Below are 26,146 nucleotides of genomic sequence, written 5' to 3' on the forward strand. Positions count from 1 at the left end.
TTTTTGTCTCCTTCCGATATGTTCTGCTTTCTATTTTGCCATAGCTATTTAACTTGTTCAAGGAATTTATCTGTTATTTCTAAAAACGCCTTCACTTGTGGTAGACCAAGTGACTGTTCATAGGTCAATAAGTTGGTTTCTCGGCTTAAAATCGAGCCATCTTTTTCTCTTAGTGGTATTTTGTTGATTTTGTCCGTATAGCCTAACATCGTCACTTCTGGCAAAATGGCAAAACCAATACCGTTTAAAGCCATTTGTCTAGAGGTTTCCATTTGATCCATCAACATAGCTTGGCGCGGCATCTTCCCGAAATTTCTTTGCCAGTAATCTTGAATCACTTGATAGTAATTCGAATCACTACGGAATTGGATAAACGGACGATTTGTCTGGAAAACTTCTTCAATTTTAGTGATTTCTGTATCAACTAAAACGAGTTTATCGTTAAATAAGGGTTTTTGAACACTTTTCCATGTCGAGTTTCCGCGTACAATACCTATATGGACATTACCAGCCGCTAATTGCTGGGTCACTTCACTGCTCCAACCAGTAACAAGGGAAATCTGGACATTAGGATAAGCACTTGCAAATGCCTTTAATACACGTGGCAACCACATTTGAGCCACAACGCTCGCACAAGCAATGCGCAGTGTCCCGCGAACGACGCCTTCCATTGCTTCTAGTTTTTCTTGAATGGTATGCTCGCGCTCAATCACACTGGATGCATGACGGACAATAGCTTCTCCTTCAGGTGTTAGAAGCAAACCTTTTTGCGTTCGAATGAAAATTTTTGTATTCCATCTGCTTTCAATCGTTTGCAGACGCTGGGACAACGCAGGCTGACTTAAAAATAATTTCTCCGCACTTTTACGCATATTTAGTTCTTCTGCCAAACAAACAAGAAGTTCATATTCCGTTACAATCATCTATTTTCCTCCACCTGTAAATGAATATAACGATTGACTTGTTTTAAAACAACGCGTCTTGTCACAATTCCTTCAAAATGGTGGTCTTCATCTACAACACAAACAAAAGGATGATCAACAAGTAAGCGTACAATTCGCTCGTTATTATTAAAATCTTTAATCACCGGGAAATCCGTTTGCATAACATCTTCCACTTTTAAATCTTCTAGTCGTTCAAATTCAATCCGTTCGAGTCCGAGAATGGCATCTGTTATCATTGCTGCGCTAATTAATCCATGGAGTTTAAATTCAAAGTCTAGTACTGGAATAACAGAATAACCGCATTTCGTTAATACAAGTAGCGCATGTTCGAGATTATTACCCAGTTGCACGTGAGCTACTTTTTCAGCGGAAATCATTGAATCAGCTAGTTCATTGTCAATAAATTGTCCAAATCTATTAGAGATCATTTAGAATCTTCCTCTTCCTTGTATTTTCAAGCTCTGCGAAGTTTCTTTCAACTTTTAAAAAAATAAAACGAAACTTTTCCATCTCCTATTCTACCATACTATTTAGTCTGATTTCTTTCATTTAGTGCTTGAAAGTGAATTTTTACATAAAAAAAACCGTGAATAAATATTCACGGCTTCTAAGTAAATAACCAGATTGACTGATTGTTTACCTTGTTATTCGTTTTCTTGTAACGTTTCAAAAATTTCGATTGCAGTCATATCAATATCATCAAATTGATATTTGCTATTGTCGCCATAGATTTCTACTTCAAATGAGTTAGAAGCTTGGAAAAACTTCACTTCGCACACAGGCGTACCATTTTTTTCAAAACGTCTTGCTTGTGTTTCAGCTGACTCATCTTCTTGCATTGCATGTAAACGTTGAATAATTCCCAGTAACTGAGACATCTTATACTCTCCTCTCAAATCCACCATCTGACGTGCAAAAAATTTGCTACCTTGCTGTAATTGTAATACGCGCGTGGCAATGCTTTTTTACATATTTCCTCATATCTGGTTTTTTCGCCATATCTTATTTCTTTCACTATACTACCAAATTTTATCGCAAACCGCACGTATAACGCAAGGGTTCTGGAAATATTCAGAAAAAGAAATTATTTTAAATTAACCAGAATGACACGATTTGTTCTATTTTCACGCTTATTTTATCTCAAAAAAAGACTATAAAAAAGTATTTATCTTTTTTACAGTCTTTGATAATTAAAATTCATTTTTTCGGTTTGCCGTAGCACTTATAATCATTTTTGTTGCTCGAACAATAGTTTTATGGCGATTAAATCCTTTAACACAAATCGTTTGGTCGCCAATTGTAGCAAATACTTCCCCCCATGAACCACAGGGATTAAAGCCGTAAGCATGTATTTTTAGCAAGCCGTCTTTTGTTGGAAAAAAGAGAGCTTCGTATTTACCTGGTTTAGTCATATCCGGTGGCCCCTTCCACATTCAACCAATCATTTCTAACTGAAAATGATTATCATTATTAAAACTATCTTATAGCATTCTAAATAAAAGTGCAAGGCTTTTTAGTAATATTTTCAGATATTTTGCTTTTCTCCCTTTTTAAGCTATAATGGAATGAAATTATGAAGCTTACTCCCACCTGATTTTCACGGGATTTTCTTATAAAGAAAGGTGACAAAAATGACAAAATCCATTCGACCAGAATTGCGCGACATTGAAGTTAGTGGTATCAGAACATTTAATACAAGAGTTACTGGTATTCCTGATATGATTCGTCTAACACTTGGGGAACCTGATTTTCCAACGCCAGAGCATGTAAAACAAGCAGCCATCACCGCCATTCAAGAGAATTTCACCAATTACACACCGAATGCAGGTATGCCAGAACTACTCGAAGCGGCTTCTTCGTACTTTGAGGAGAAATATGACCTAACTTATAGTAATAAAGAAATCATCGTTACAGTAGGTGCTACAGAGGCTATTTCAGTCGCGCTACAAACTATCTTAGAGCCGGGTGATGAAGTTATCTTACCTGACCCAATTTATCCTGGGTATGAACCACTTATAACACTTAATAAAGCTCGTCCCGTCAAAGTAGATACAACGGAATCCAATTTCAAATTAACGCCAGAACAATTACGAGCACATATTACACCAAAAACGAAAGCACTTATTATTCCTTATCCGTCTAACCCAACTGGTGTCTCACTTTCTAAACAAGAACTAAGAGATCTAGCAGAAGTTTTAAAAGAAACAGGTATTTTCGTTATTGCAGATGAAATTTATAGTGAATTAACGTACCATGAAGAGCACGTAAGTATTGCACCAATGCTCCGTGATCAAACAATTGTAATCAATGGTCTATCTAAATCGCATGCAATGATTGGTTGGCGAATCGGCTTCCTACTAGCCCCAGAAAAAATCACTACCGAAATGCTGAAAATTCATCAATATTCGGTGACATGCGCCAGCTCAATTTCTCAAAAAGCAGCCTTAGAAGCCATTACAAACGGAAAAGACGATGCGTTCCAAATGCGCACGGAATATAAAACACGAGCAAACTTCACACAAGATCGCTTAGAAAAAATGGGCTTTACAGTCATCCCACCTGATGGAGCTTTCTATTTCTTTGTAAAACTCCCAGATGACATTTCTGAAAACTCCTTTGATTGGGCTGTTAGACTCGCAGAAGAAGCCAAAGTAGCTGTCGTACCAGGAAATGCTTTTTCAGAAAAAGGTGACCGTTACTTCCGACTTTCTTATGCCACTTCCGTTAATAACCTTGCAGAAGCGTTAGATCGGATGGCTCAATTTTTAGCAAAATAAAAAAACACCCGCTAACTAACTTAGCGGGTGTTTCTTATTTACCGATAATATTTAATGAGCGCCTGTGTGCCTTCCTCGCTCAAGCCTTGTTCTGCCAAAGTCTGAAACATTTGCTCAGCCAAGGTAAGTCCGGGAAGCTCTAACCCCATTTGTTTTGCTTCAGATAAAGCAATTCCCATGTCTTTAATAAAATGTTTAATAAAGAATCCTGGTGAAAAATCATCTTGTAGTACGCGTGGAATCAAGTTTGTAAGTGACCAACTACCCGCTGCTCCACCTGAAATAGAATCAAGAACGCGCGAAGGATTAAGTCCTGCTCTTTCTGCATAAATAATCGCTTCTGTCACACCAATCATGTTAGAAGCAATTGCGATTTGATTTACCATTTTTGTATGTTGGCCAGAGCCAGCATCTCCTTGTAATATCACACTGCTACCAAGAATTTCAAAAATCGGTTTCACTTTTAAGAATACATCTTCGGCTCCACCAACCATAATCGCAAGTGTTCCATTTTTTGCTCCAATATCACCACCTGAAACTGGCGCATCAAGTACACCTATTCCTTTTTCGTGGCCCGCTTCAGCAATTTTTTTAGCTAATGCAGGTGAGGAGGTCGTCATATCAATCGCAACAGAACCTGCTTTCAAATTATCTAAGAAACCATTTTCACCTAAGTATAGTTGTTCTACATCTTTTGGATAGCCAACCATCGAAATCAAGACATCCACTTTAGCTCCTAGTGAGCCCGGATCAGATTCCCATAGCGCCCCTTGACTAAGAAGTGCTTCTGCTTTTTCTTTCGTACGCGTATAAATATGCAGCTCGTAGCCAGCCTCAAGCAGATGTTTAGCCATGCTTGAGCCCATCACACCAGTACCAACAAAACCTATTTTTTCCACCTAAAAAACCTCCTACCTAAATGTAATACCAATTATCGCTAAAAATACAAAGAACAATACAACTAAGCCAAGTAGTATCAAATGAACTTTTTTATACATTACGGTAATCGCAATAAATTCTCGAATCAAGGCATTTGGCATATAATAAAGTGCTGTTTTTGCACCAATCCCCTGACTTTTCAGACCAGCTTTTCTTGCATATAAACCTGCTCGGAAAAGGTGAAAGTTATTAGTCGAAAATAAACTGTTATATGTCGGCATAATTGCATCCATTTTTGCTTTTGAAAATTGCATATTTTGAAGTGTATTAACCGATTTGTCTTCCATAATAATGAAGTTTTCATCAATACCTTTACTAATTAAATAGTCGCGCATCGCTCTTGCTTCTGAGACCGTCTCATTTGCACCCTGTCCACCCGAAACGATGAAAGTAGCGCGTTTCCCTTTTTTGTCATATTGTTTCTCATAGAACGCGATAGCACGATTTAATCTGCTCGCGAGTAACGGTGGCACCCTATCCCCATCAATCAAGCCACTACCAAGCACAATAAGAAAATCTTGATTGTATCTTGGGAAATTAAATTGATATAGGAACGTTGATAGAAGAAATGATAGAAATAAAAACGAAAAATATCCTACAAAGGCCATTACAAATACTACAACCATTCCAAGTATCGGGCTGCCATTTTTCAAAATACTACCGAACCAAAAAATAAATAAAATGACGATAACTAAGCCAATAAGTAACGGTAGCATATTAGCGAGTTTTCGTCCTTCCCGTTTTAACATTAAACGCCCATTCATGATTAGTGTTGTTGCAAGTCCAATTATAAAAAATGGAATAAGTAAGAACAGTAAAATCAACACCGTACTCATAATTGAAACAAACAACTCGTTCCCGTTTGAAAGAGTAACGTAAATAAGGGAAAGTAAAGAGAAAAATAGTGCAAGTGTTAAAACAATCCCGTTACTTATTCTTCGTCTATCTATAAAAGATAAAACAATGAAAAGCAGAAGAAAAAATCCTGCTAATGAATAGATAACCAATCTTGTTGCCTCCTTTTTAAGCTAACTGTATTTTTAATTATACTTTGCACACCCTTTTTTCACAATATAAAAAGACCTAGACAAAGAAATTTGTCTAGGTCTTCATCAGAGCTTACTCTGCAGTATATTTCTCAACTAATTCTACAACTTCTTCTGCTGTAGATTTATTTAAAGCTTCTTCCGCTAATTTAACCATTTCAGATTGATCTAAACGTTTGATTAACGAACGAGATTTAAGAATGCTTGAAGCACTCATTGAAAATTCATCTAAGCCTAAGCCTAAAAGAAGTGGTACAGCCGTTTGATCTCCAGCCATTTCCCCACACATACCAGTCCATTTGCCCTCTTTATGAGAAGCATCAATTACCATTTTTACTAAGCGTAAAATAGATGGATTGTATGGTTGGTAAAGGTAAGAAACGCGTTCATTCATACGGTCAGCAGCCATTGTATACTGAATCAAGTCATTTGTTCCGATTGAGAAGAAATCAACTTCTTTTGCAAATTGATCAGCTAAAACTGCAGCAGCAGGAATTTCAATCATAATTCCAAGTTCGATGGAATCAGATACTTCTGTTCCAGCAGCTTTTAGTTTCGCTTTTTCATCTAGTAAAATATCGCGCGCTTGGCGGAATTCATTTACTGTTGCAATCATCGGGAACATAATTTTTAAGTTACCATATACACTTGCGCGAAGTAGAGCGCGAAGTTGTGTACGGAATAATTCTTCATTCGCAAAACAAAGACGAATCGCACGGAATCCTAGGAATGGGTTCATTTCTTCTGGAAGTTCTAAATAAGGTAACGTTTTATCGCCGCCAATATCTAATGTACGAACTACCACAGATTTTCCGTCCATACCAGAAACTACTGCTTTATACGCTTCGAATTGTTCTTCTTCTGTTGGGAAATTGTCGCGACCCATGTACAAGAATTCTGTACGATAAAGTCCAACTGCTTCCCCGCCATTAGAAATGACACCTTCTAAATCATTCGGAGTTCCGATGTTTGCTGCAAGCTCCACGTGAACGCCGTCTTTAGAAACTGTTTTTTCATTTTTAAGTTTTTCCCATTCTGCTTGTTGTAAAGCAAAATCAGATTTAATTTTTTCATAGTGAGCGATTTGTTCTTCTGTTGGGTGGATGATAACATTACCTTCCAAACCATCAATAATAACAATATCGTTTTTCGCTACGCTAGCAGTTACTTCTTTTGTTCCAACTACTGCTGGAATTTCAAGAGAGCGTGCCATAATAGCAGAATGCGAAGTACGACCACCAATATCCGTCACAAAACCTTTAACAAATTTACGGTTAAGTTGTGCGGTATCAGAAGGCGTTAAATCAGCTGCGACAACAACTACTTCCTCATCAATTAAAGCTGGATTTGGAATAGTCACACCTAGTAAGTGAGAAAGAACACGTTTGCGTACATCTTTAATATCAGCTGCACGTTCACGCATGTATTCGTTGTCCATAGATTCAAACATACCAATAAACATGTCTGTCGTTTCTTGTAAAGCTGTTTCTGCATTCGTTTTAGCATTTTTGATGCTTTCTTCAATTGGTCCTGTTAATTCAGGATCGTTTAAAACTAGAAGATGCGCGTCAAAAATTTGTGCCTTATCTTCGCCTAAGTCTTTAGCTGCTTTTTCACGAATCGTTGAAAGTTCTGTTCTAGAAACTTCTAACGCGCTTTCAAAACGTTTTACTTCACTTTCAACATCCGTAACTTCAGTTTTTTCATAGGAAAGATCAGGTTCAACGAGCAGATAAGCTTTCGCAATGGCAATCCCATCAGATGCTGCGATACCTTTCAACTCTTTAGCCATTATTCAGCCAATCCTTCTTTCTTAAGAACTTCAGTTAGTCCTTCAATTGCTTCTTTTTCGTCGCTACCTTCAGTATAGATAGTGATGTCAGCGCCTTTACCAATACCAAGGGACATAACACCCATGATTGATTTAAGATTTACTTTTTTGCCAGTGTATTCAATTTGAACGTCAGAGCTGTATTTACTTGCAGCCTGCACCAATAGAGTTGCTGGGCGTGCGTGAATTCCTGTTTCATCGATTACTACAAAACTTGCTTGTTCCATAATTTACATTCTCCTTTGTAAAGAAATTTGTTGTAACCTTTTAAGCCGAAAAATTTTCAGCAAAAAAGACTATCCCTCAATTAAAAAGAGTACCATGTTTTACCTATTGTTACAACTATTTGATTAAAAATTTTTTAGAATGTTTTTTTCTATTACGGCTTCTTTCGTTCTTTTACAACTGGAAGAAAGGGAGCGTTTTCTATAATTTTGTCACTAAATTGTTGCATTTTTGATTTAAAATGCACTTTTTAAAGGCTTATAGTTGATTTTAATAGGTTTTTAGTGCAGAATTTAAGGAAGGTTCAAAAATGCATACATTCTTTTTCATCAAGATAAACGCAACACCGAAAATTGAAGGAGTGATAACAATGGCAAAGGCACATGTTGGAGACATTATTGAATTTAAGGATGGCTTAACAGGAATTGTTGAAAAGCTCAACGAAAATTCTGTTATTGTCGACTTAACTTATATGGAAAATTTTAAAGATTTAGGTATTGAAGAAAAAACAGTGGTAAATCACAAAAATTATCAAATTATTCATTCTGTAGAAGAAGACGAAGAAGAGACAGAAGAATAAAAAATTATTTCTAACTGCGCAAAAGTAAAGCATTTTCGTTTAACAATGCTTTATGTTTTTGCGTTTTTTATATGTTTAAAAACGGGCAAAGGAGCGTTTTAATGTGGAAAGTAAAAAGAAAATTGCCATTATTGGAGCAGGTCCCGGTGGTTTAGCTACTGGTATGCTTTTAAGTCAACTCGGCTATCAAGTAAGCATCTATGAAAAAAATGACCGTATTGGTGGTAGAACTGCGCTGCATAAAATGGGTAAATATTCATTTGATGTAGGGCCTTCCGCTTTAACAATGACGCATGTGTTAACTTCTCTTTTTATGGATTGTAACCGTAATATTTTAGATTATGTCTCCCTTTTACCGATCAATCCAATACACACGCTTTATTTTAAAGATATTACTTTTCCGCTTTATAGCGATTATTCTGAAACAAAAACAGTTATTAAAACTTACTTTCCTGGTGAAGAAGAAGGTTTTGATCGTTTTATGAGAGAAAATACGAAAAAAATGCTTTATATTTCGCCGCTTAATCAATTTAATTACAGTTCCTTATTTGATTTCTTTCGACCAACTACAATACGTGCACTTCCAAGTCTCACGCTTGGGCGCTCTTTAATGGATGATTTGGCCAGATATTTTAATAGCAAATATCTTCGTATCGCTTTTTCCTTACAAATGCGTTATTTAGGAATGTCACCATGGGATATTCCAGCAGCATATAGTATTATTCCTTTTTCTGAGTATTATTTCGGCACTTTTCATCCAATCGGTGGTCAAAATAAAATTGTCGAAGCGATGCAACAAGTTGTTATGGAAAATAAAGGGAAATTCTACTTTAATTCTGAAGTAACCTCCTTTGAAACGAATGGAAAAGAAATTACTAGCGCAACTCTTGCTAACGGACAATCGATTGAAGCTGATTATTACTTTACTAATTTGGATTTTATTTATTCGTTAACAAGTAACACGAAAGTAAAGGAGAAAGAAAAAGAATACTCCTCTTCTACTTTTATGTTGTATCTTGGTTTGAAAACAGTGCTTCCCTTTTCACATCAATCCATTATTTTTCCAGATAATTACCGAGAATTTGCGAATAATACCATCCATAAAAAAATCCTTTCTAAAGACTTAGCGATTCATATCACGAATCCTTCAGCCACGGATAACACAATGGCGCCAATGAATCATTCAAGTGTTCGGATTATGGTTTCTGCTCCAAATACTACTAGTGGCATTGATTGGAAAGAACAAACACCTGCATTTCGTCAATTAATATTAGATACGGTAAAAGCGAGATTAGAAATTCCTGATTTAGAGGATTATATTGAAGAAGAATATATTATTACTCCAACTGATTGGGAAGAAAAATATCATGTAAAATACGGGGCAATATTCGGTTTACAACATTTATGGCATCAACAAGGTTTCTTACATCCTGCGAAAAAGTCACCTGCGTTTAAGAACTTATTTGTTGTCGGAGCTGGGGCCATGTCTAGTAGCTCCCTCCCTTTCATTATTGAAAATGCGCAAATTGCTACCAAGAAATTTTTGCAAAAAGAAAAGAAATCCGAGTAATCGATTAGCTGATTACTCGGATTTCTTTGTAGTCTTCGTTTCTTTTTCAAGGCTAAAGAAATAACAAGCTGTAAAAATAATATTTGAAACAATAATAATAGCAATCGAGGTCCATAAATCAAGATAAAACGATAAAAAGACAAAGAAAGCGATAATAATCCAATAAACGATGACAATTTCTGATTTTAAATCTGGATATTTAAGTCGTTCCCAACTATCCGTTAAACTTAAAATAAAATAAATCATTAAATGTAAAATCAGGCCTAAGAGCCACCAATTTATAAAATCAGATAGCTGTAAGATCGTAAAACCATTTTGCGTAATATATAGTTGTTTAGATTGCATTGTGATTGGTTCAATTAAGACTTCAAAAATCATCACCATCGTAGCTGCGATAAAAGAATAAATCCCTCCACGAATCCAATCAACATTGATTTTAAGTGTGATTTCACGTGCGATAATGTGTGTCCCGGCAATCATTCCGACCCAAATGAATCCCATCGTAATAGGAATACCATACAAACTCCCGCCTAGCGTAGAGCCAATATATTCATCCGTATAACTTAATTGCATCCATTCGATACAAGTACTGACAACAAAAATAAGTAGAGTAATAGCAGATCCAAGCCATTTGCCATATTGCATAATAAAGAAAACTGCTGCAAAAATACCAGTAAATACTAAAAATAGTGACTGGATTGTTGTTAAACGCGGCGGAATAATGTGTAAAGAAACTAGCAATACACTACCTAAAAACCAGAATATATATACCCAAAGTAAAAATTTGTAGTTTTTTTCTAACATCTATGAACCACTCCTATTTTTTCATTATATAGGATTTATTAAATTGCACAACTTTTATCTTATCTTTTGTTTAATTGTTGCCAAACGATTTCATTTGTTTTAAAGTAGTATGAGAAGTATTTGTTAAGAAGAGGTGTAAAGTATTTGAAGAGCATCAAGATTGATTATAAACTCGTATTGGGACTTATTTTATGTGCCCTACTTGTTATATTAACATATCAGTTCCCACGTGTTTTTTGGTATTTATATGGAGCTGGAATGTTATTTTTACTTAGTTTTGTGATATTTAATGATGATTTAAAAAAGGAATTTTCGTTCGTTAAAGGCATTTTACCTGGAATTTTTTCCGGAATTGTCCTTTATATTATTTTTTACATAGGCGCCTTTATTATTAAAGTAATGCCAGGTGGTCTAGAACATTCTGTAGAAGCTGCATTTAATAAGTATTCCACCCACTCTTTAGTAATATGGTTGCTTTTGATTGTCGCGATTATCCCCGGTGAAGAAATTTTCTGGCGTGGATTTGTATTAAAACGTTTGAACCATTATTTTAATCATTGGTTCTCTAATATTTTTGCCGCTTTACTATGTATGGTCATGATGTTGCCTAGTGGTAATTTTGCCGCTATCATCGGTATTTTTGTCGCATCTCTTGTATGGAATGTGATGTACTCTTACCGTCCGAGCCTTCTCATGGTTTATCTGTCGCATTTGACCTTTGCCTTTTTACTACTCGCGGCATTGCCAATTTATTAAAAAACCTAGAAACATTCCTTTTTTATAGGAATGTTTTTTTTATGAAAAATTTGAAGCAAAATACTTGAAAGTCAAAATAGGTCAGTATATAATTAATTCATAAGGTCAAAGATAGTCAAAGTCAAGACCTTTCATTTCTCATTTTTAAAAGGAGGAAATTAACTATGAACTGTGAAAAATGTAATCAAAATCAAGCAACAATCCAACTATATATGAATATTAACGGCAAGCGTGTAGAAATGCCGCTTTGTGCCTCTTGTTACGCAGAAGTTAGAAATCAAGCAAACTTTGGGGCAAATGAATTTCCAGGTGCTGGCGGTTCCCCGTTCGATGATATTTTCCGTCAACTAAGTGGCGCTGCAAACCAAGCAAGCCGTGAACAACAAAGTCAAAGAAACACACAAGTACAAACACAAACTGGTGGCGCTGGAAACGGCTTACTAGATGAATTTGGAACAAACTTAACAGATATGGCGAAAAACGATCAACTCGATCCAGTAATTGGTCGTGACAAAGAAATTAAACGTGTCATCGAAATCTTGAATCGTCGTAATAAAAACAATCCTGTCCTTATAGGTGAACCAGGTGTTGGTAAAACTGCGGTTGTCGAAGGACTTGCAAATGCAATTGTCGCAGGTGAAGTTCCAAGTAAGTTAATGAACAAAGAAGTTATCTTACTAGATGTTGCTTCTCTCGTTTCTGGAACAGGAATCCGCGGACAGTTTGAAGAACGAATGAAACAATTAATTAAAGAATTACAAGAACGCAAAAACACGATCTTGTTTATTGATGAAGTGCACACAATTGTCGGCGCTGGATCCGCAGAAGGTTCAATGGACGCAGGAAATATTTTAAAACCAGCCTTAGCTCGCGGTGACTTACAAATGATTGGTGCAACAACGCTAAAAGAATATCGTACTATCGAAAAAGATGCTGCACTTGAGCGTCGTTTCCAACCAGTAACGGTGAATGAACCTTCTACCGAAGAAACACTTACTATTTTAAATGGCTTGAAATCCAAATATGAAGATTTCCATGAAGTTGTCTATTCTCCTGAAGCTTTAAAAGCAGCGGTTGAATTAAGCTCTCGCTACATTCAAGACCGTCATTTGCCAGATAAAGCGATTGATTTAATGGATGAAGTTGGTTCAAAATACAATCTATCTATTGAAAAATTGGATGAAAACACCGTTAGTGAACGTGTTGCTCGTTTAGAAGAAGAAAAAAATCAAGCTCTCCAAATGGAAGACTATGAAAAAGCAGCCAAAGTTCGAGACGAAATTACTCGACTTGAAGAAAATAAAACTAGTAACTCCTTTTCAGAACGGCCAGTTATTCAATCTTCTGATATTCAAGCGATTATTGAAGAAAAAACTGGTATTCCAGTAGGACGTTTACAAGAAGACGAACAATCCAAAATGAAAAACCTAGAAAGCAACTTAACCGGAAAAGTAATCGGTCAAGATGATGCCGTGAAAAAAGTAGCGAAAGCAATTCGTCGTAGCCGTGTTGGGTTAAAAGCTAAAAATCGTCCAATTGGTTCGTTCTTATTCGTCGGACCTACTGGTGTCGGAAAAACAGAACTTGGTCGCACACTTGCTCGTGAATTATTTGGTACAAGTGAAGCGATGATTCGTTTAGATATGAGTGAATTCATGGAAAAACACAGCGTCTCTAAATTAATCGGTTCTCCTCCAGGCTATGTTGGTCACGAAGAAGCTGGTCAATTAACTGAAAAGGTTCGTCGTAATCCTTATAGCATCATCCTTTTAGACGAAATTGAAAAAGCACACCCGGATGTACAACATATGTTTTTACAAATTCTAGAGGATGGACGTCTAACTGATTCTCAAGGACGCACAGTAAGCTTTAAAGATACAGTGATTATCATGACAAGTAATGCTGGTACGACTGATACAGAAGCTTCTGTTGGCTTTAATACAGCAACTGACAATAAACTTGAAAAAGGCTCAGACATCCTTGCAAAACTAGGCGCATACTTTAAACCAGAATTCTTAAACCGTCTAGATAGCGTTATTGAATTTAAATCTCTTGAAAAAGATGATTTAGTACAAATTATCGACTTAATGCTCGTTGACTTAAATTCAATGCTCGCACAAGAAGGCGTAACTATAGACGTTTCTAAAGAAGTTAAAGAACATTTAATCGAGCTTGGATATGATCCTAAATTTGGTGCTAGACCACTTCGCCGCACAATTCAAGAACACTTAGAAGATGCGATTGCCGATAGCTTAATTGATCAACCAGAAGCGAAGAAATTAAATGCCACACTAAATGACGATAAAAATATCGTTATAACTGAACAAGTAACAGTTTAATAAAAAAGGCTTGCGTTAACTTAAACGCAAGCCTTTTTCTAATGCAAGTAAATATTGCTTCTTATCAATGTCCGCTCCGTTATACCCACCGAGCGCCCCATCACTTTTTACACACCTATGACATGGAATAAGTATAGGAATAGGATTAGCGCGATTAGCTTGTCCCACCGCTTGCACTGCTTTTGGACTCCCAGCGGCTATTGCTATATCTTTATAACTAACAACTACCCCGTATGGAATTTCACTAAGTGCTTGCCAAACACGCTGTTGAAAAGGAGTTCCTTGCAAGAAAATTGGTAAATCAAATACTTCCCGCTCTCCTTCAAAATAACCTGCTAATTGTTCTAGAAGCTGCTGATATATTGCTATCTCGCCCTTCTCTCCCGCTAAAATCTCCCAATTAGACGGCTCATCATATGAAATCTTTGTAATATGCGCATCCTCTATAATGATAAACAACGTACCCACCGGTGAATCGCTTGTTTGTTTCAACATCTTCCATACTTCCTTCCGAATATGATATTGCTCTAAAGATAGCACTTCTTTTAATAATGCGCAAACGTATGTCATCGCCTATTAATATTTGATACCTTTTGTTATCGAACTGTTGGATATTCGTTACAGATTCTAGGGTAAAATAAAACAAGATACTTCCAACTTAGAATAGAAAGGAATGTTTTTTATGGAGCAAACCGAGGTTAAACGGGAAAGTTACTTTGATAATGCGAAGTTTATCTTAATTTTCTTAGTTGTATTCGGACATTTTCTTCAAACATTTATTGCAGAATATGCTGGAGTTCGCGTCCTTTACATTTATATCTACACTTTCCATATGCCTGCCTTTATACTAATCTCTGGTTTTTTTGCTAAAAGTTTTGGTAAACCCGGATATTTAAAAAAGACGATGAAGAAATTAATTTTACCATATGTTTTTTTCCAACTAATCTACAGTATTTTTTACTATTTTCTTTTAAATAAAGAGAATCTTTCTATTAAATTTTTAGATCCAGAATGGTCGCTTTGGTTTTTACTCAGCTTATTTTTCTGGAATTTAATGTTGCTTGTTTTTTCAAAAATCAAACCTTGGAAGTCTGTGAGTATTGCGCTTTTACTAGGACTGGTTGCTGGATACTTTGATATTATTGGTGGTTATTTAAGTTTGTCTAGAACCCTTGTCTTCTTCCCATTCTTCTTAGTAGGCTACTTTTTAAAAAAGGAACATTTTTACTTTCTTAAAACGCATATAGCTTCTATTATTGGTGGTATTTTCGTTGTATTATTGTTGATTTTTATTACCATGCATCCGAATCTAAACGATAAATGGTTTTTAGGATCAAAACCATATGCTAACTTTGTCGAAGTGAAGTCGCTTGGTCTTTTCATTCGCGCGCTCGTCTACATGATTAGTTTTTGCTCTATCGCTGCTTTTTTCAGTTTTATCCCACAAAAAAGGTTATTTTTTACTAAATGGGGTAAAAATACGTTATATGTTTATTTGTTACATGGCTTCTTTATTAAGTTCTTTCGTGAAGGTGGCCAAACTGACTTTCAATATAGCCCGTCTACGTTTTTACTATTATTTGGAATTACTTTTGGTTTGACGGTGTTATTATCCAGTCGATTGGTAAAAACAGTTGTTCAGCCAGTGATTGAGCTGCGTGCTTCAATGCTCTATAACGTGTTTAGCCGATTAACAAAGCGGGAAAGTTATTAAACGTATAGATAGAAAAAGGAGGTTTTATTATGGGCTCAAGAAAGCCAGAAGTTATTATCGGATTAATTGGCTCCATCATTGGGATTGTAGTTGGTTTTTGGATTATTAATTATGGAGATTCAGTCACAGATTATATACAGACATTTACTTATTTACCAGGTGAACTAGGAAATGAGTTGGCAAATCTAGGGTGGATTACATTAATTGCCTCAGTAGTTGCATTAATTGCTTCTCTCTTAATTAAATCAGCTCCTCGTGGTTGGGGTGTTATCTTAGTAGTTATCGGTATCGTTTTATTCTTTGTTATTGGTACTGCTTGGATTGTATCAGGTATCTTAATTACACTAACTGGTTTAATGGGAATTTTCAGAAGACCAATTCCAAAATCAAAATATTAATTATTATCCCCTAATCAAATTGGTTAGGGGTTTTTAATGCAAAAAAATCCTTTCCGCGTTTTGCAGAAAGGATTTTTATTTTAGCCAGTAATAATTTTTTCTTTTGGTAATCGAATAGCATTTTTAGGTTGATTTTTATTTCTTAAACTAAGCATCGAATACATGATGCCAACCCGTCCAATGAACATCAAGACGATAATAATTAATTTACCTGGGGTGGACAAATCAGGCGTCAAACCAACTGATAAACCTGACGTTCCAAACGCCGAGAACACTTCAAAAATAACTGAAATGAGCGAGGCCGTTTCTGTCTGCATAAGTATGACTATCGCAGAAATACTGAGAAATCCTGCAACAAGCGTGACGGCAAGCGACTTGCGAACATCTTCTTGATGCAATTCTCGCCCAAAAATATAAACATGCTTCCGACCGCGAATAACCGAATAAATAAATAAAATGGTAATCGCAAAAGTAGTCGTTCGTATCCCACCACCAACTGAACTTGGCGAAGCTCCGATAAACATTAAGAACGACACAAGTAAAAGGGTAGAAACTGAAAGCGCCCCGCTGTCCATTGTTTGGAGTCCAGCACTTCTGGACGTCGCCGATAAGAACATCGAGTTAAAGAAACCAAAGTCCCAACTTTTGCCACTAAAGAAGTGATTGTATTCAAACAACCAAATGAGTAAGCCGCCGACAATCAAAAGTACAAAATAAGTAAGTGTAGTCACTTTTACAAACAACGAAAAACGAAACGGTATTAGCGTATTTTTCTCAAATAAAAATCGTCTTGTTTCTAGTAAAACCGGAAACCCAATCGCACCAGCAATAATTAGTAATATCGAAATAAATTGCACAAAATAATCATTTGCGAATGGTATTAGCGATTTACCAGTAATATCCACGCCGGCATTGGTAACAAGTGAAACTGAGTTATATAATCCTTGGAACATCGCTTCCCAAAAATTAGGATACAGCGGGATAAAATAAATTCCTAAAATCAACGCGCCCACTAATTCAATTCCAAAAATCAAGACAAGAATTTCGCGCAACATCCGAACCATTCCACTCATCGTAAATTGATTCGTATCTGTCATAATAAGTTGGCGCTGTTTCAGTCCAATCCGTCTCTTCAAAATCAAATAGAAGAACGTGCTAATCATCATAACGCCCAATCCACCAATTTGGAAAATCGCCATTAAGACCCAAATTCCAGCAGTACTATACGTCTGGCTAACATCTACTGTCGCAAGTCCGGTAACACTAACAGAACTCGCCGCTGTGAATAGAGTATCAATAAACGACACCTTAACCCCTTTTTGTAAAGTGAACGGCAAACTTAAGACGATAGTAGAAATCGTAACCGCAATAAAATAATACGCGATAATTACTTGAACTGGTGTCATACGTGCTAACACCAGTTTTAATCTTCTGCGCAATTTTACTTCTTGATCATATTCAAACTCTTTTGGTTTTCTTCTCTTTTTTTCTCGCAATGATATAACCACCCAAACCTATAATTATCATAACCGACCAGAATGTCAGCTTCCAAACCGCTGAATCCGGAAAATCTTCTGGAATAATTGCAACAGATGGATGTGCTAGCGTTAAGACCGCCATTTTCACACCTACCCAACCGACAATTAAAAACGCTGCTGTTTCAAGTGTAGGGTAACGCTCTAATAATTTAACAACTTGTGTGGCTGCAAAACGAATTACGACAAGTCCTGCAATACCACCAAGGAACATCACGATAAATTGTCCACCGTTCATTCCCCCAATATCAAAATTCCCTAAATCTGGTAAAGTAACAACAAGTGCTGCTGCAGCTAACATGGAATCCAGTGCAAAAGCAATGTCAGTCAACTCAACACGAGCTACTACACCCCAAAAGGAAGTTGATTTGGCTTCTGATGCTTCTTTGACTTCTTCTTGCTTACCTTTTTTAAGGCGCCACATATGCTTAATTGCTAGGTACAATAAATAAACCGCGCCGATAGCTTGTATTTCCCAAATTTTTACTAAAAATGAAATTAAAAATAGTGCAATAAAGCGGAAAACAAATGCACCAACTAACCCATAAAATAAGGCTTTTCGTTGTTTATCGTGCGGTAAACCTTTAACAATTACTGCCATAACTACGGCATTATCTGCGGAAAGAATTCCCTCGAGTACTACTAAAACAAGGAAAACTAACGCATATTCTCCCCAAATAGAAACATCCATTCCTCATTCACCATCCTTCTACTCTATCATAAAATTGTGTTTTCAGCATCTGGTTGTATGTAAAACCAGAAGTACACATTTGCACTTCTGGTCAGTTAAAATTATTTAGTTGTTTCTGTTTTTTTCTTACTACGGTAGGAAACGAACCATCCCCATAGAATAATCAGAATCATCACGCCCCAGAAAATCAATTTCCAAAGTGTTGATTCAGGGAAGCTGTGTGGAATTACGCCAAGACTAGGGTGTGCTAATGTGTAAATAACTAGCTTCACGCCTACCCAACCAACAATTAAAAATGCGGCTGTTTCGAGACTTGGATAGCTTTTTAGTAATTTAACAAATTGAGTTGCTGCAAAACGGATAATAATTAGGCCAACAAGTCCACCTAAGAACATAATCGCAAATTGCCCAGTATCAATTCCCCCAATGTGTCCCCATCCTGTTTCTGGAAGCGTAATGGCAAGGGCTACTGCCGCAAGCATGGAATCAATCGCAAACGCAATATCTGCAATCTCTACTTTTAGAACCGTCATCCAAAAACCAGAGCCAGCTTTTTCCTTCTTCTCTTTTTCTCCGTCTTTTCCTTTTGCATGTTTCCAAATGTGACTAATCGCGATATATAGTAAATATGCGGCACCAAGCGCTTGTACCTGCCAAACGTTTGCCAAAAAGGAAATTAAGAATAATGCGCCAAAACGGAAAACAAAGGCACCCATCAATCCATAAAATAACGCTTTTTTCTGTTGTTTATCTGGGAGATGTTTTACCATAACAGCCATAACTACTGCATTATCCGCTGCTAAAATCCCCTCAAGACCGATTAGGACAAGTAATACCCATCCGTACTCTAAAATCATTGCTGTATCCACTAATTCTTTTCCTCCTTTGTTCTATTAAAATGTCAAAGATCTCCTATTTTGAAGAAACAAAAAAGCGAGACCTGCCCATAAAGGCAAAGGTCTCGCTAACATTTAAAGTTAAATGTGATAAAACCGATGATATCTCTATCATGTAATGACGACTTTATCCTGATTAAAAGCTAATCAGCGCTACTCCCCTCTGACATTTGTCAAAGAACGATATATGATTACCTAGAGAATAATACCATAATTTAGAAGTTCTCGTCAACTAATTTTTCTCACAAACTTTTTAAACAGCCAAGTCTTTAGTTTTTGCGCTACTGGCTATTTTAATATTATGGATTGTGAATAGAATCACACCGATTAAACAAGTAAGAATTTCTGTTGTTGTTAAAGACCAAATCACTCCCATCAGGCCAAAATAATGTTGCCCCAAAATAATTACTGGGATAAAAATAATTCCTTGTGAAACAGACATAATCGTAGCCGGAATAGCTTTCCCAATCGCTTGAAAAGTACTCGTAAAGAGACCAGTGAAGCCACTGAATAGAGAAGAAATCAGCATCGCAACCATAATATGCACCCCAAGTGATATAACACTTTGATTTTCACTAAATAAATGCATCACTTGGAAACGGAAGATAAATACAAAACTAGAAATCACAAGCACAATCAAGCCAATACTAACAGCTGTAAACCGAATCGCTTTTTCAAACCGTGCAATATTTCCCGCACTAAAGTTATATGCTAAGAGTGGAATAATTCCCATATAAAGCCCCATACAAATAAATTCTGGTAACTGAACTACTCGTAGTGCCACCCCAAAACCTGCAACAACGCCTTCCCCGTAAATCATCGAATAATGATTTAAAACAAGTGTAGTAACAATCAAGAATAATGATAAAAGTAGTTCTGAAACGCCAATTTTAAAAACATTTTGAACGATTTCTTTCGTTGCTTTAAACCATTTAAACCGAATGGATAAATAGTCACTTTTTTTCTCCAAATACCAGGCATAATAAATAAGTGAAACCGTACTTGCAAGTCCAATTGAAACTGCAGCACCTACAACGTTAAAATTAAAATACAAAATAAGCAGTGGATCAAACACTAAATTTACAATCGTACCAATAAGCATCCCATTCATAGAAACGCGGGAAGCTCCCTCCGCCCGAACGACCTGCTCTAAAGCAAAGTTAGCAATAATAAAAGGACTACAAATTAGAAGCGCCAATGTATAATTTTTCGTGTGTAAAAAACTTGTCGCGTCTGCTCCTAGAAAATGAGTAACTGGATTAATTAAAAAACCTAATATAATCGCGCATATAATACCTAAAACCAAACTTCCATATAAAACAAAAGCCGATACTTGCTTCGCCTTAATCCCGTCTTCTTTCCCTAGTAAACGAGAAATGTACGTCCCGCCGCCAACACCAAACATATTCCCAATAGCCATTAAAATCGTAAACATTGGTAAACCGAGTGTCACAGCTGTTAACATCGACGTATCATGCAACAACCCTATAAAAAACGCATTGACGATATTATAAATAACCCCCACCGACATTCCAAGCATCATTGGAATAGATAAGTGAGCAATCGCTTTAGGAATGCTCGCTTTTGTTAAATAATAGTTATCTGAGTGTTTCATTTTAATTCCCCCTAAAAATTAGTTAGAACTCTAACTATATAGTTAAATTTTTTTAATCTGTCTGATCGTCAATTTTACTAAGTAGTTCAATAAAGGTTTTATACTCGTCAGCGGAAAGGATTTTCTTCGCTTTATCATCTTCTCGCGGAAAAGAGGCATTAAATTCATCCACAATATCTTTGCCTTCTTTTGTTAACGTAACGACTTTTTCTCGGCCATCACGAAGGCTTGGCTTGCGTGAAATTAATTGTTTTTTCTCGAGTCCTTGAATGAGGCTAGTGATACTTGCGCCACGTGTTTGGAAGATTCGCTGAAGATCTTTTTGGATTATTTCATTTGCAGCATTATCATTTAAAAATCCCAGAACTCTTGCTTGTTGTGTTGTCAGCCCAAACTGAGCTACTTTTGCGTCCATTTTTCGCTTGGATTTAATCATAATAGAACGAATTAATGTATCCATCGTCTTCTCTCTTCTCACGAGTATTCCTCCTTATTAATTAGAATTCTAACTAATTATAGCGCGTTTCAAAAAATTGTCAAGCAAAAAAACAACCTATTTGCGAAAGCACAAATAGGTTGCAGCTATTATAGTAATGAAGTTAACTCAATATCTGGATTTTTATCATTAAACCAATTAATTGCGAATTCATTTTCGAATAAGAATAGCGGTTGGTCAAAACGGTCTTTCACTAGCATACTTCTAGCGGTAGATAGTTTTTCATCCGCATCTTCTTCTTTGACCCAACGAGCGATTTTTTTGCCGATTGGTTCCATCCGAATTTCTGAATTATATTCGCCGCGCATTCTGTGTTCGAATACTTCAAATTGCAACTGACCAACAGCCCCAATAATGTATTCTTCCGTACGCCACGTTTTAAATAATTGAATCGCACCTTCTTGAACAAGTTGCTCTACGCCTTTATGAAAGTGTTTTTGCTTCATTACATTTTTTGCATAAACACGCATAAATAATTCGGGTGTAAACTGAGGAAGTTTTTCAAATTCGAGTTTTTTACTGCCATTCGTTATCGTATCGCCAATTTGGTAGTTACCAGTATCATACAAACCGATAATATCACCAGCAACAGCACGATTTACGGTTTCCCGGTCATCCGCCATAAACTGCGTTGAGTTCGCAAGCTTCATACTTTTCCCAGTTCGCGTTAACGTAACGTTCATGCCGCGTTCAAATTCGCCTGAACAAATTCGAATAAAAGCAATCCGGTCCCGGTGAGCAGGGTTCATGTTCGCTTGGATTTTAAAAATAAAGCCAGAGAACTTCGGATTATCAGCTTCAATCACGCCTTCATTCGATTCATGGCTTGAAGGAGATGGCGCAAAATCAACAAATGTACGCAAGAAAGTTTCTACCCCAAAGTTAGTTAAGGCACTTCCGAAAAATACTGGTGTTTGCTCGCCCGCAATAATGCGTTCCCGACTAAAGTCATTTCCCGCTTCGTCTAACAGCATGATTTCTTCTAAAGCTTGATCGTAATAAAGTGATTTTTGAATAGCGTGTGCTTCCTTCAAATCTCCATCTTCCCCAAGTGGTAAGAAACGTTCATCTTCTTCTGAGCGATATTGCTCAATAACGCGATGATAGCGGTCATAAAGTCCAGCTAATTCTTTTCCCATACCAATTGGCCAGTTCATTGGATAAGATTCAATACCCAAAACTTCTTCTAATTCAGCAAGTAGTTCTAGTGGCATTTTTCCTTGACGGTCCATTTTATTAATAAAAGTAAAAATTGGAATTCCACGCATCCGACAAACTTTAAACAGTTTTAGCGTTTGGGCTTCGATACCTTTCGCAGCATCAATAACCATGACAGCACTATCAACCGCCATTAAGGTCCGGTACGTATCTTCACTGAAGTCAGAGTGACCCGGTGTATCCAAAATATTAATTCTTGAACCATTATAATCAAACTGCATCACAGAACTCGTTACCGAGATTCCACGTTGTTTTTCAATTTCCATCCAGTCACTTGTCGCAAACTTGCCAGATTTCTTTCCCTTTACAGTCCCAGCTGAACGGATAACGCCACCGAATAATAGTAATTGCTCAGTAATCGTCGTTTTCCCAGCATCCGGGTGAGAAATAATCGCAAACGTTTTGCGTGAAGCAACTTCTTTTTGCAAATCTTGACTCATTGTTATTTTCCTCCTAGATTCATTCACATTCCATTAGTATAGCATAACTAGGAGAATTTCGGCTGTTTTTTTATTCAAAAATTATTTTGTTTGTCGTTTCATTAAGATGACAGATAAAATGCCAAAAAGTACTGCAAAGACGCTTAAAATCAGCAAACTTACTCCTGTCGTTACTGTTTTATCACCCCAATAAATAGTAATACCAATCATTTCTTTTGTCGCATCCATCGCCTCAGTATTACCTGCGAAAACTTGTTGTAAAGGCTCTTTTGTCATGATTTCACGAATAGTAGACGCCCCGTATGTGAAAGGAAAACATTTCATCGCCGTTTGAACCGCAGCAGGAAGCGAACCAATCGGCAAATAAATTCCAGCAATAAAACCGATAACAGTTCCAACAATAGTCGAAACCGAACTAAAGGCGCTCGCTTTTTTCACTAGGCTTGCGATAAAAAACATAATGCTACTACAACATAGAACATTAATTAAAATAATGCCGATTAAACTAACCCAACTTTCAAGCGGTAAAAACGCTCCTCCTGTCAACCAGATGTACATTTCACCAACAAAAAGAGTGATAACTGACAGAACAAATGAAGCAACTAAACCACTAACGATGTAGCTTGTGACAATTCGCCATCTGGAAGCTGGAGTTATTGCAAAACTTCTGGCAATGCTCTGCTCTTCATCGTGCACTTTTAATGAAAAAACGGCTAAAGAAACAGTGACCGGCGTAATAGACAAAATCCCCGCAATTACCCACGTATTCACTAATTCTTGTATTCCTATCGTTTTTCCAGATGCCTGTTTAAACATTTCTTCCATATTATTTCCTAAAAAAATGGCATAGAGTCCGATAATAATTAAAATCGTGAGTAACGACATAAATACCGCAGTTCTATCACGAAAATAGATTTTTAAATTACGACTAATCATTTGAATCCTCCTTAATCATCGAGATAAATGCATCATCAAGATTTCCTTTTATTACTTCAAAAGAACTGTAAAGTCCCGCTGTTTGATTCAAAATAGCCAAAATTCCGATATTTTCATCTGTTACTTCAACACGCATCGTTCCTTTTGACACTTTATAAGGTAAATTTGCTTTTTCAATAATTACCTGAAGTTCTTCCACATTTGCATCGTAAAAAAAGATTTTATCTACTGAAAAACGACTTCTAATATTAGCGGGAGTGCCTTGAGCGATAATATTCCCCTTATGAATAACTGCCAACTGATCCGCATCCTTCGCTTCTTCTAAATAATGCGTCGTTAAAAACACCGTCATGCCGAATTCTTCTCGCAAATAATCAATAATCTTCCAAACGCTCACTCGAGTTTTCGGATCCAGCCCAGTAGTCGGTTCATCGAGTAGTAAAATTTCTGGATCATGCATAATAGCCCTAGCAATTTCAGCTCGGCGTTTTTGTCCCCCAGATAGTTTTTCAAAACGGCGATTTAATATATCCTCAATTCCCATAATAGAAGAAACAAGCTCTAAACGTTCGGTGATTTCCGCTTTTGTTTTTCCATATAAACTGGCACGATTATACAAGTTCTCGCGTACGGTAAGTAAATCATCCAACACATTTTCTTGAAAAACAACGCCCAACTTTTGTCTGAAATTTTTCCTATTTTTAAAGGTCAATTTTTCATCGTCAATAAAAATTTCTCCAGATGTTGGCTCGCTTTCTGTGCAAATCATGCTAAGAGTAGTCGATTTCCCCGCCCCGTTCTCACCTAAGAAAGCAAACAATGAACCTTTTTCAACTTCTAAATTAATGCCTTTAACTGCTTCTACTTTTCCAAACGTTTTAACTACATTCGTTAATTTTATCATTTTGTCTCCCTTTCTCGCATTTCTGCTAGTTTTTGGTTAATTTCATTACTAAATTTCGCATCTCTAAAACTGAAAAACAGATGCATTACAAGAAAAGTCACGCAAATAAAGCCAAAAATAATCATAAATCCAGTTAATGAATGATACCAATCAAACAACCAACCAAGACCTAAAATTGCAGCGCTAATAAAAAAGAAAAAAACAAGTAAACGGACATAAAAAGCAAATTTCGTTTTTATCGAATTATTGAAAAGTAATTGCTGAACAAAAGTAGTAATAACACTAAAACCTAGCATAGTGAAAATGTCGCGAATAGCTATCGTTTCAGATTCTCCAGTTGAGATATAGGAACAAATCATCGTGATAATTGCAGCTGTGAAAATAATACACGCTGATTGAATAAATTGAATTAATTTTGCGCTCATTTGCCCTTCCCTCCCAAGTTTAATTTTTGCTTTAAGACTTTGGCATATTGCCTAGAAATAATCACTTTTTCTCTATTAAAAAGGCTAGCTTCAAATTTCCCGTGGAAGCCAGGCGCAATTTTTTCAATCCATTCGATATTTAAAATCATGGATTTCGAACACCTGAAAAAGGAGCTATCTTTGAATTTTTCTTCCACCTCATATAATTTCCAAGTAGTTTCATATACGTCTTTTTCTGTATACACAAAAATTTTACTTTCTACAGCCTCAAAATATAAAATCTTTCTTTTAGCGAGTAAATATGTCACTCCGTCTTTTTTGACAGAGATTTTCTCGGTTTGCTCTTCTAGCCCCATCACTATTTTAGTTACTTCTTCCAGATTATTTGGGTGGCAATATATGTCTACTTCGCCAATCGCTAAATTATTATTTTGCTTTACATGGAAATTCATCTGGTTGCCTCCCTTTTTTCTTTTTATTATAAACGCTACACTAAAAACTACAAGTTGATTTCTGTAACTTGCAAATTAACCTCCCTAAGATGCAAAAAAACTCGGTAGCGGATTATTCACTACCGAGTTTTACTATTTATTTTACTGCTGCAACAAGCGCTTCTACTTTGTCCTCAAAATCTTCTGGTTTCATTTTTGATGGGAAACGTTCAACAACTTCGCCATTTTCATCAATGAGGAATTTGGCAAAGTTCCATTCAACTTTTTTGCCTCCAGTTTGTTCAGTTAAATATTTATAAAGTGGGGCAGCGTCTTTGCCTTTCACTTTAATTTTAGAGAACATTTGGAAAGTCACGCCGTAATTCATTTGACAAAATTCTAAAATCTCTTCGTCACTACCAGGATCTTGACGTAAAAACTGATTGCACGGGAAACCAAGGATTTCAAAGTTATCTCCTCCAAGTTTTTTATACATTTTTTCAAGACCTTCCAGTTGAGGTGTTAAACCACATTTGCTCGCTGTGTTGACAATGAGTAAAACTTTGCCTTTATAGTCACTTAATGCTATTTCTTTACCATTCATTGCTTTTTCAGAAAAATCATGGACATTCATGT

28 protein-coding genes and 1 riboswitch are annotated in these 26,146 nt (G+C 36.4%); of the genes, 7 read left to right on the forward strand and 21 right to left on the reverse strand.

Annotation, left to right across the window (positions count from 1 at the left end; all coding sequences use genetic code 11):
• Window positions 1-44: 44 nt before the first annotated feature.
• From ccpC to AC4PG8_RS03240, 4 genes are all read right to left on the reverse strand, one after another.
• Window positions 45-923 (reverse strand): transcriptional regulator CcpC, encoded by an 879-nt coding sequence (gene ccpC, locus AC4PG8_RS03225; protein ID WP_003761543.1) that lies wholly within the window; start codon window positions 921-923, stop codon window positions 45-47.
• Entirely contained in the window at window positions 920-1,372 is a 453-nt protein-coding gene (gene cbpB / locus AC4PG8_RS03230; protein WP_003761542.1) for a cyclic-di-AMP-binding protein CbpB, read from the reverse strand. Before cbpB ends, ccpC begins: the two co-directional genes overlap by 4 nt.
• Before the next feature lie 216 nt (window positions 1,373-1,588).
• Window positions 1,589-1,822 carry a YkuJ family protein gene (locus AC4PG8_RS03235; protein ID WP_003719227.1) on the reverse strand — a complete coding sequence of 78 codons (234 nt, stop codon included), beginning with the start codon at window positions 1,820-1,822 and terminating at the stop codon, window positions 1,589-1,591.
• Window positions 1,823-2,134: 312 nt separating this feature from the next.
• Complete coding sequence (locus AC4PG8_RS03240; protein ID WP_003726553.1) at window positions 2,135-2,356, reverse strand: hypothetical protein; 222 nt, start codon at window positions 2,354-2,356, stop codon at window positions 2,135-2,137.
• Window positions 2,357-2,575: 219 nt separating this feature from the next.
• Between AC4PG8_RS03240 and AC4PG8_RS03245 the strand changes: the two genes are divergently transcribed.
• Entirely contained in the window at window positions 2,576-3,721 is a 1,146-nt protein-coding gene (locus AC4PG8_RS03245) for an aminotransferase class I/II-fold pyridoxal phosphate-dependent enzyme (protein ID WP_492170016.1), read from the forward strand.
• A gap of 38 nt (window positions 3,722-3,759) precedes the next feature.
• On the opposite strand, the gene AC4PG8_RS03250 is transcribed toward AC4PG8_RS03245, so the two are convergent.
• From AC4PG8_RS03250 to AC4PG8_RS03265, 4 genes are all read right to left on the reverse strand, one after another.
• The gene (locus AC4PG8_RS03250) at window positions 3,760-4,620 is read right to left on the reverse strand and encodes an NAD(P)-dependent oxidoreductase (RefSeq protein WP_492170017.1); all 861 of its coding nucleotides are present in this window, start codon (window positions 4,618-4,620) and stop codon (window positions 3,760-3,762) included.
• A gap of 12 nt (window positions 4,621-4,632) precedes the next feature.
• Window positions 4,633-5,667, reverse strand: a complete 1,035-nt coding sequence (locus tag AC4PG8_RS03255) for a YdcF family protein (RefSeq protein WP_492170018.1) — start codon at window positions 5,665-5,667, stop codon at window positions 4,633-4,635.
• A gap of 112 nt (window positions 5,668-5,779) precedes the next feature.
• The gene (gene ptsP, locus AC4PG8_RS03260; RefSeq protein WP_003761534.1) at window positions 5,780-7,498 is read right to left on the reverse strand and encodes a phosphoenolpyruvate--protein phosphotransferase; all 1,719 of its coding nucleotides are present in this window, start codon (window positions 7,496-7,498) and stop codon (window positions 5,780-5,782) included.
• The gene (locus AC4PG8_RS03265; RefSeq protein ID WP_003719221.1) at window positions 7,498-7,764 is read right to left on the reverse strand and encodes a phosphocarrier protein HPr; all 267 of its coding nucleotides are present in this window, start codon (window positions 7,762-7,764) and stop codon (window positions 7,498-7,500) included. Before AC4PG8_RS03265 ends, ptsP begins: the two co-directional genes overlap by 1 nt.
• Window positions 7,765-8,072: 308 nt before the next feature.
• Between AC4PG8_RS03265 and AC4PG8_RS03270 the strand changes: the two genes are divergently transcribed.
• On the forward strand, window positions 8,073-8,342 hold the full coding sequence (locus AC4PG8_RS03270; RefSeq protein ID WP_003771254.1) for a YkvS family protein: 270 nt from the start codon (window positions 8,073-8,075) through the stop codon (window positions 8,340-8,342).
• 103 nt (window positions 8,343-8,445) lie between these two features.
• Window positions 8,446-9,912 (forward strand): phytoene desaturase family protein, encoded by a 1,467-nt coding sequence (locus AC4PG8_RS03275; protein ID WP_492170019.1) that lies wholly within the window; start codon window positions 8,446-8,448, stop codon window positions 9,910-9,912.
• A gap of 12 nt (window positions 9,913-9,924) precedes the next feature.
• On the opposite strand, the gene AC4PG8_RS03280 is transcribed toward AC4PG8_RS03275, so the two are convergent.
• Window positions 9,925-10,716 (reverse strand): membrane protein, encoded by a 792-nt coding sequence (locus tag AC4PG8_RS03280; protein ID WP_003761527.1) that lies wholly within the window; start codon window positions 10,714-10,716, stop codon window positions 9,925-9,927.
• Window positions 10,717-10,860: 144 nt separating this feature from the next.
• Between AC4PG8_RS03280 and AC4PG8_RS03285 the strand changes: the two genes are divergently transcribed.
• Together AC4PG8_RS03285 and AC4PG8_RS03290 are read left to right on the forward strand one after the other, a co-directional pair.
• Complete coding sequence (locus tag AC4PG8_RS03285; RefSeq protein ID WP_003761525.1) at window positions 10,861-11,472, forward strand: CPBP family intramembrane glutamic endopeptidase; 612 nt, start codon at window positions 10,861-10,863, stop codon at window positions 11,470-11,472.
• Window positions 11,473-11,636: 164 nt separating this feature from the next.
• Window positions 11,637-13,811: an ATP-dependent Clp protease ATP-binding subunit gene (locus AC4PG8_RS03290; RefSeq protein WP_185504757.1), complete on the forward strand. Its 2,175-nt coding sequence runs from the start codon at window positions 11,637-11,639 to the stop codon at window positions 13,809-13,811.
• A 15-nt stretch (window positions 13,812-13,826) separates the two neighbouring features.
• Here AC4PG8_RS03290 and AC4PG8_RS03295 read toward each other — a convergent pair whose 3' ends face one another.
• On the reverse strand, window positions 13,827-14,306 hold the full coding sequence (locus AC4PG8_RS03295; RefSeq protein ID WP_160463997.1) for a methylated-DNA--[protein]-cysteine S-methyltransferase: 480 nt from the start codon (window positions 14,304-14,306) through the stop codon (window positions 13,827-13,829).
• A 187-nt stretch (window positions 14,307-14,493) separates the two neighbouring features.
• Here AC4PG8_RS03295 and AC4PG8_RS03300 point away from each other — a divergent pair, with 187 nt between their 5' ends.
• Together AC4PG8_RS03300 and AC4PG8_RS03305 are read left to right on the forward strand one after the other, a co-directional pair.
• Window positions 14,494-15,525, forward strand: a complete 1,032-nt coding sequence (locus tag AC4PG8_RS03300; RefSeq protein WP_160463998.1) for an acyltransferase family protein — start codon at window positions 14,494-14,496, stop codon at window positions 15,523-15,525.
• Between the two features lie 29 nt (window positions 15,526-15,554).
• A complete protein-coding gene (locus tag AC4PG8_RS03305) occupies window positions 15,555-15,923 on the forward strand; it encodes a DUF4064 domain-containing protein (protein ID WP_003761515.1) in 369 nt (122 codons plus the stop codon).
• An 80-nt stretch (window positions 15,924-16,003) separates the two neighbouring features.
• Here AC4PG8_RS03305 and AC4PG8_RS03310 read toward each other — a convergent pair whose 3' ends face one another.
• The 11 genes from AC4PG8_RS03310 to AC4PG8_RS03360 form a co-directional block, all read right to left on the reverse strand.
• Window positions 16,004-17,329 (reverse strand): TrkH family potassium uptake protein, encoded by a 1,326-nt coding sequence (locus AC4PG8_RS03310; protein WP_072218577.1) that lies wholly within the window; start codon window positions 17,327-17,329, stop codon window positions 16,004-16,006.
• 52 nt (window positions 17,330-17,381) lie between these two features.
• Window positions 17,382-18,149: a TerC family protein gene (locus AC4PG8_RS03315; RefSeq protein WP_003726449.1), complete on the reverse strand. Its 768-nt coding sequence runs from the start codon at window positions 18,147-18,149 to the stop codon at window positions 17,382-17,384.
• A gap of 101 nt (window positions 18,150-18,250) precedes the next feature.
• Window positions 18,251-19,018: a TerC family protein gene (locus AC4PG8_RS03320; RefSeq protein ID WP_003761503.1), complete on the reverse strand. Its 768-nt coding sequence runs from the start codon at window positions 19,016-19,018 to the stop codon at window positions 18,251-18,253.
• 97 nt (window positions 19,019-19,115) lie between these two features.
• Window positions 19,116-19,219: riboswitch (yybP-ykoY riboswitch) on the reverse strand.
• 79 nt (window positions 19,220-19,298) lie between these two features.
• The gene (locus AC4PG8_RS03325; protein ID WP_045553425.1) at window positions 19,299-20,660 is read right to left on the reverse strand and encodes an MATE family efflux transporter; all 1,362 of its coding nucleotides are present in this window, start codon (window positions 20,658-20,660) and stop codon (window positions 19,299-19,301) included.
• A 52-nt stretch (window positions 20,661-20,712) separates the two neighbouring features.
• Window positions 20,713-21,138: a MarR family winged helix-turn-helix transcriptional regulator gene (locus AC4PG8_RS03330; protein WP_003761496.1), complete on the reverse strand. Its 426-nt coding sequence runs from the start codon at window positions 21,136-21,138 to the stop codon at window positions 20,713-20,715.
• A 107-nt stretch (window positions 21,139-21,245) separates the two neighbouring features.
• On the reverse strand, window positions 21,246-22,814 hold the full coding sequence (locus tag AC4PG8_RS03335; protein WP_003727054.1) for a peptide chain release factor 3: 1,569 nt from the start codon (window positions 22,812-22,814) through the stop codon (window positions 21,246-21,248).
• An 81-nt stretch (window positions 22,815-22,895) separates the two neighbouring features.
• The gene (locus AC4PG8_RS03340) at window positions 22,896-23,750 is read right to left on the reverse strand and encodes an ABC transporter permease (protein WP_492170020.1); all 855 of its coding nucleotides are present in this window, start codon (window positions 23,748-23,750) and stop codon (window positions 22,896-22,898) included.
• Window positions 23,743-24,654: an ABC transporter ATP-binding protein gene (locus AC4PG8_RS03345; RefSeq protein WP_492170021.1), complete on the reverse strand. Its 912-nt coding sequence runs from the start codon at window positions 24,652-24,654 to the stop codon at window positions 23,743-23,745. Before AC4PG8_RS03345 ends, AC4PG8_RS03340 begins: the two co-directional genes overlap by 8 nt.
• Complete coding sequence (locus tag AC4PG8_RS03350; RefSeq protein ID WP_003771228.1) at window positions 24,651-25,079, reverse strand: DUF3021 family protein; 429 nt, start codon at window positions 25,077-25,079, stop codon at window positions 24,651-24,653. Before AC4PG8_RS03350 ends, AC4PG8_RS03345 begins: the two co-directional genes overlap by 4 nt.
• The gene (locus tag AC4PG8_RS03355) at window positions 25,076-25,531 is read right to left on the reverse strand and encodes a LytTR family DNA-binding domain-containing protein (RefSeq protein ID WP_492170022.1); all 456 of its coding nucleotides are present in this window, start codon (window positions 25,529-25,531) and stop codon (window positions 25,076-25,078) included. The genes AC4PG8_RS03350 and AC4PG8_RS03355 overlap by 4 nt, the downstream gene beginning before the upstream one ends.
• Before the next feature lie 136 nt (window positions 25,532-25,667).
• Window positions 25,668-26,144, reverse strand: coding sequence for a glutathione peroxidase (locus tag AC4PG8_RS03360; RefSeq protein ID WP_010990703.1), 477 nt, complete (start codon window positions 26,142-26,144; stop codon window positions 25,668-25,670).
• Between the last annotated feature and the right edge of the window lie 2 nt (window positions 26,145-26,146).

The sequence above is a fragment of the Listeria sp. MAN/IMW/UF555 genome (assembly GCF_058684075.1).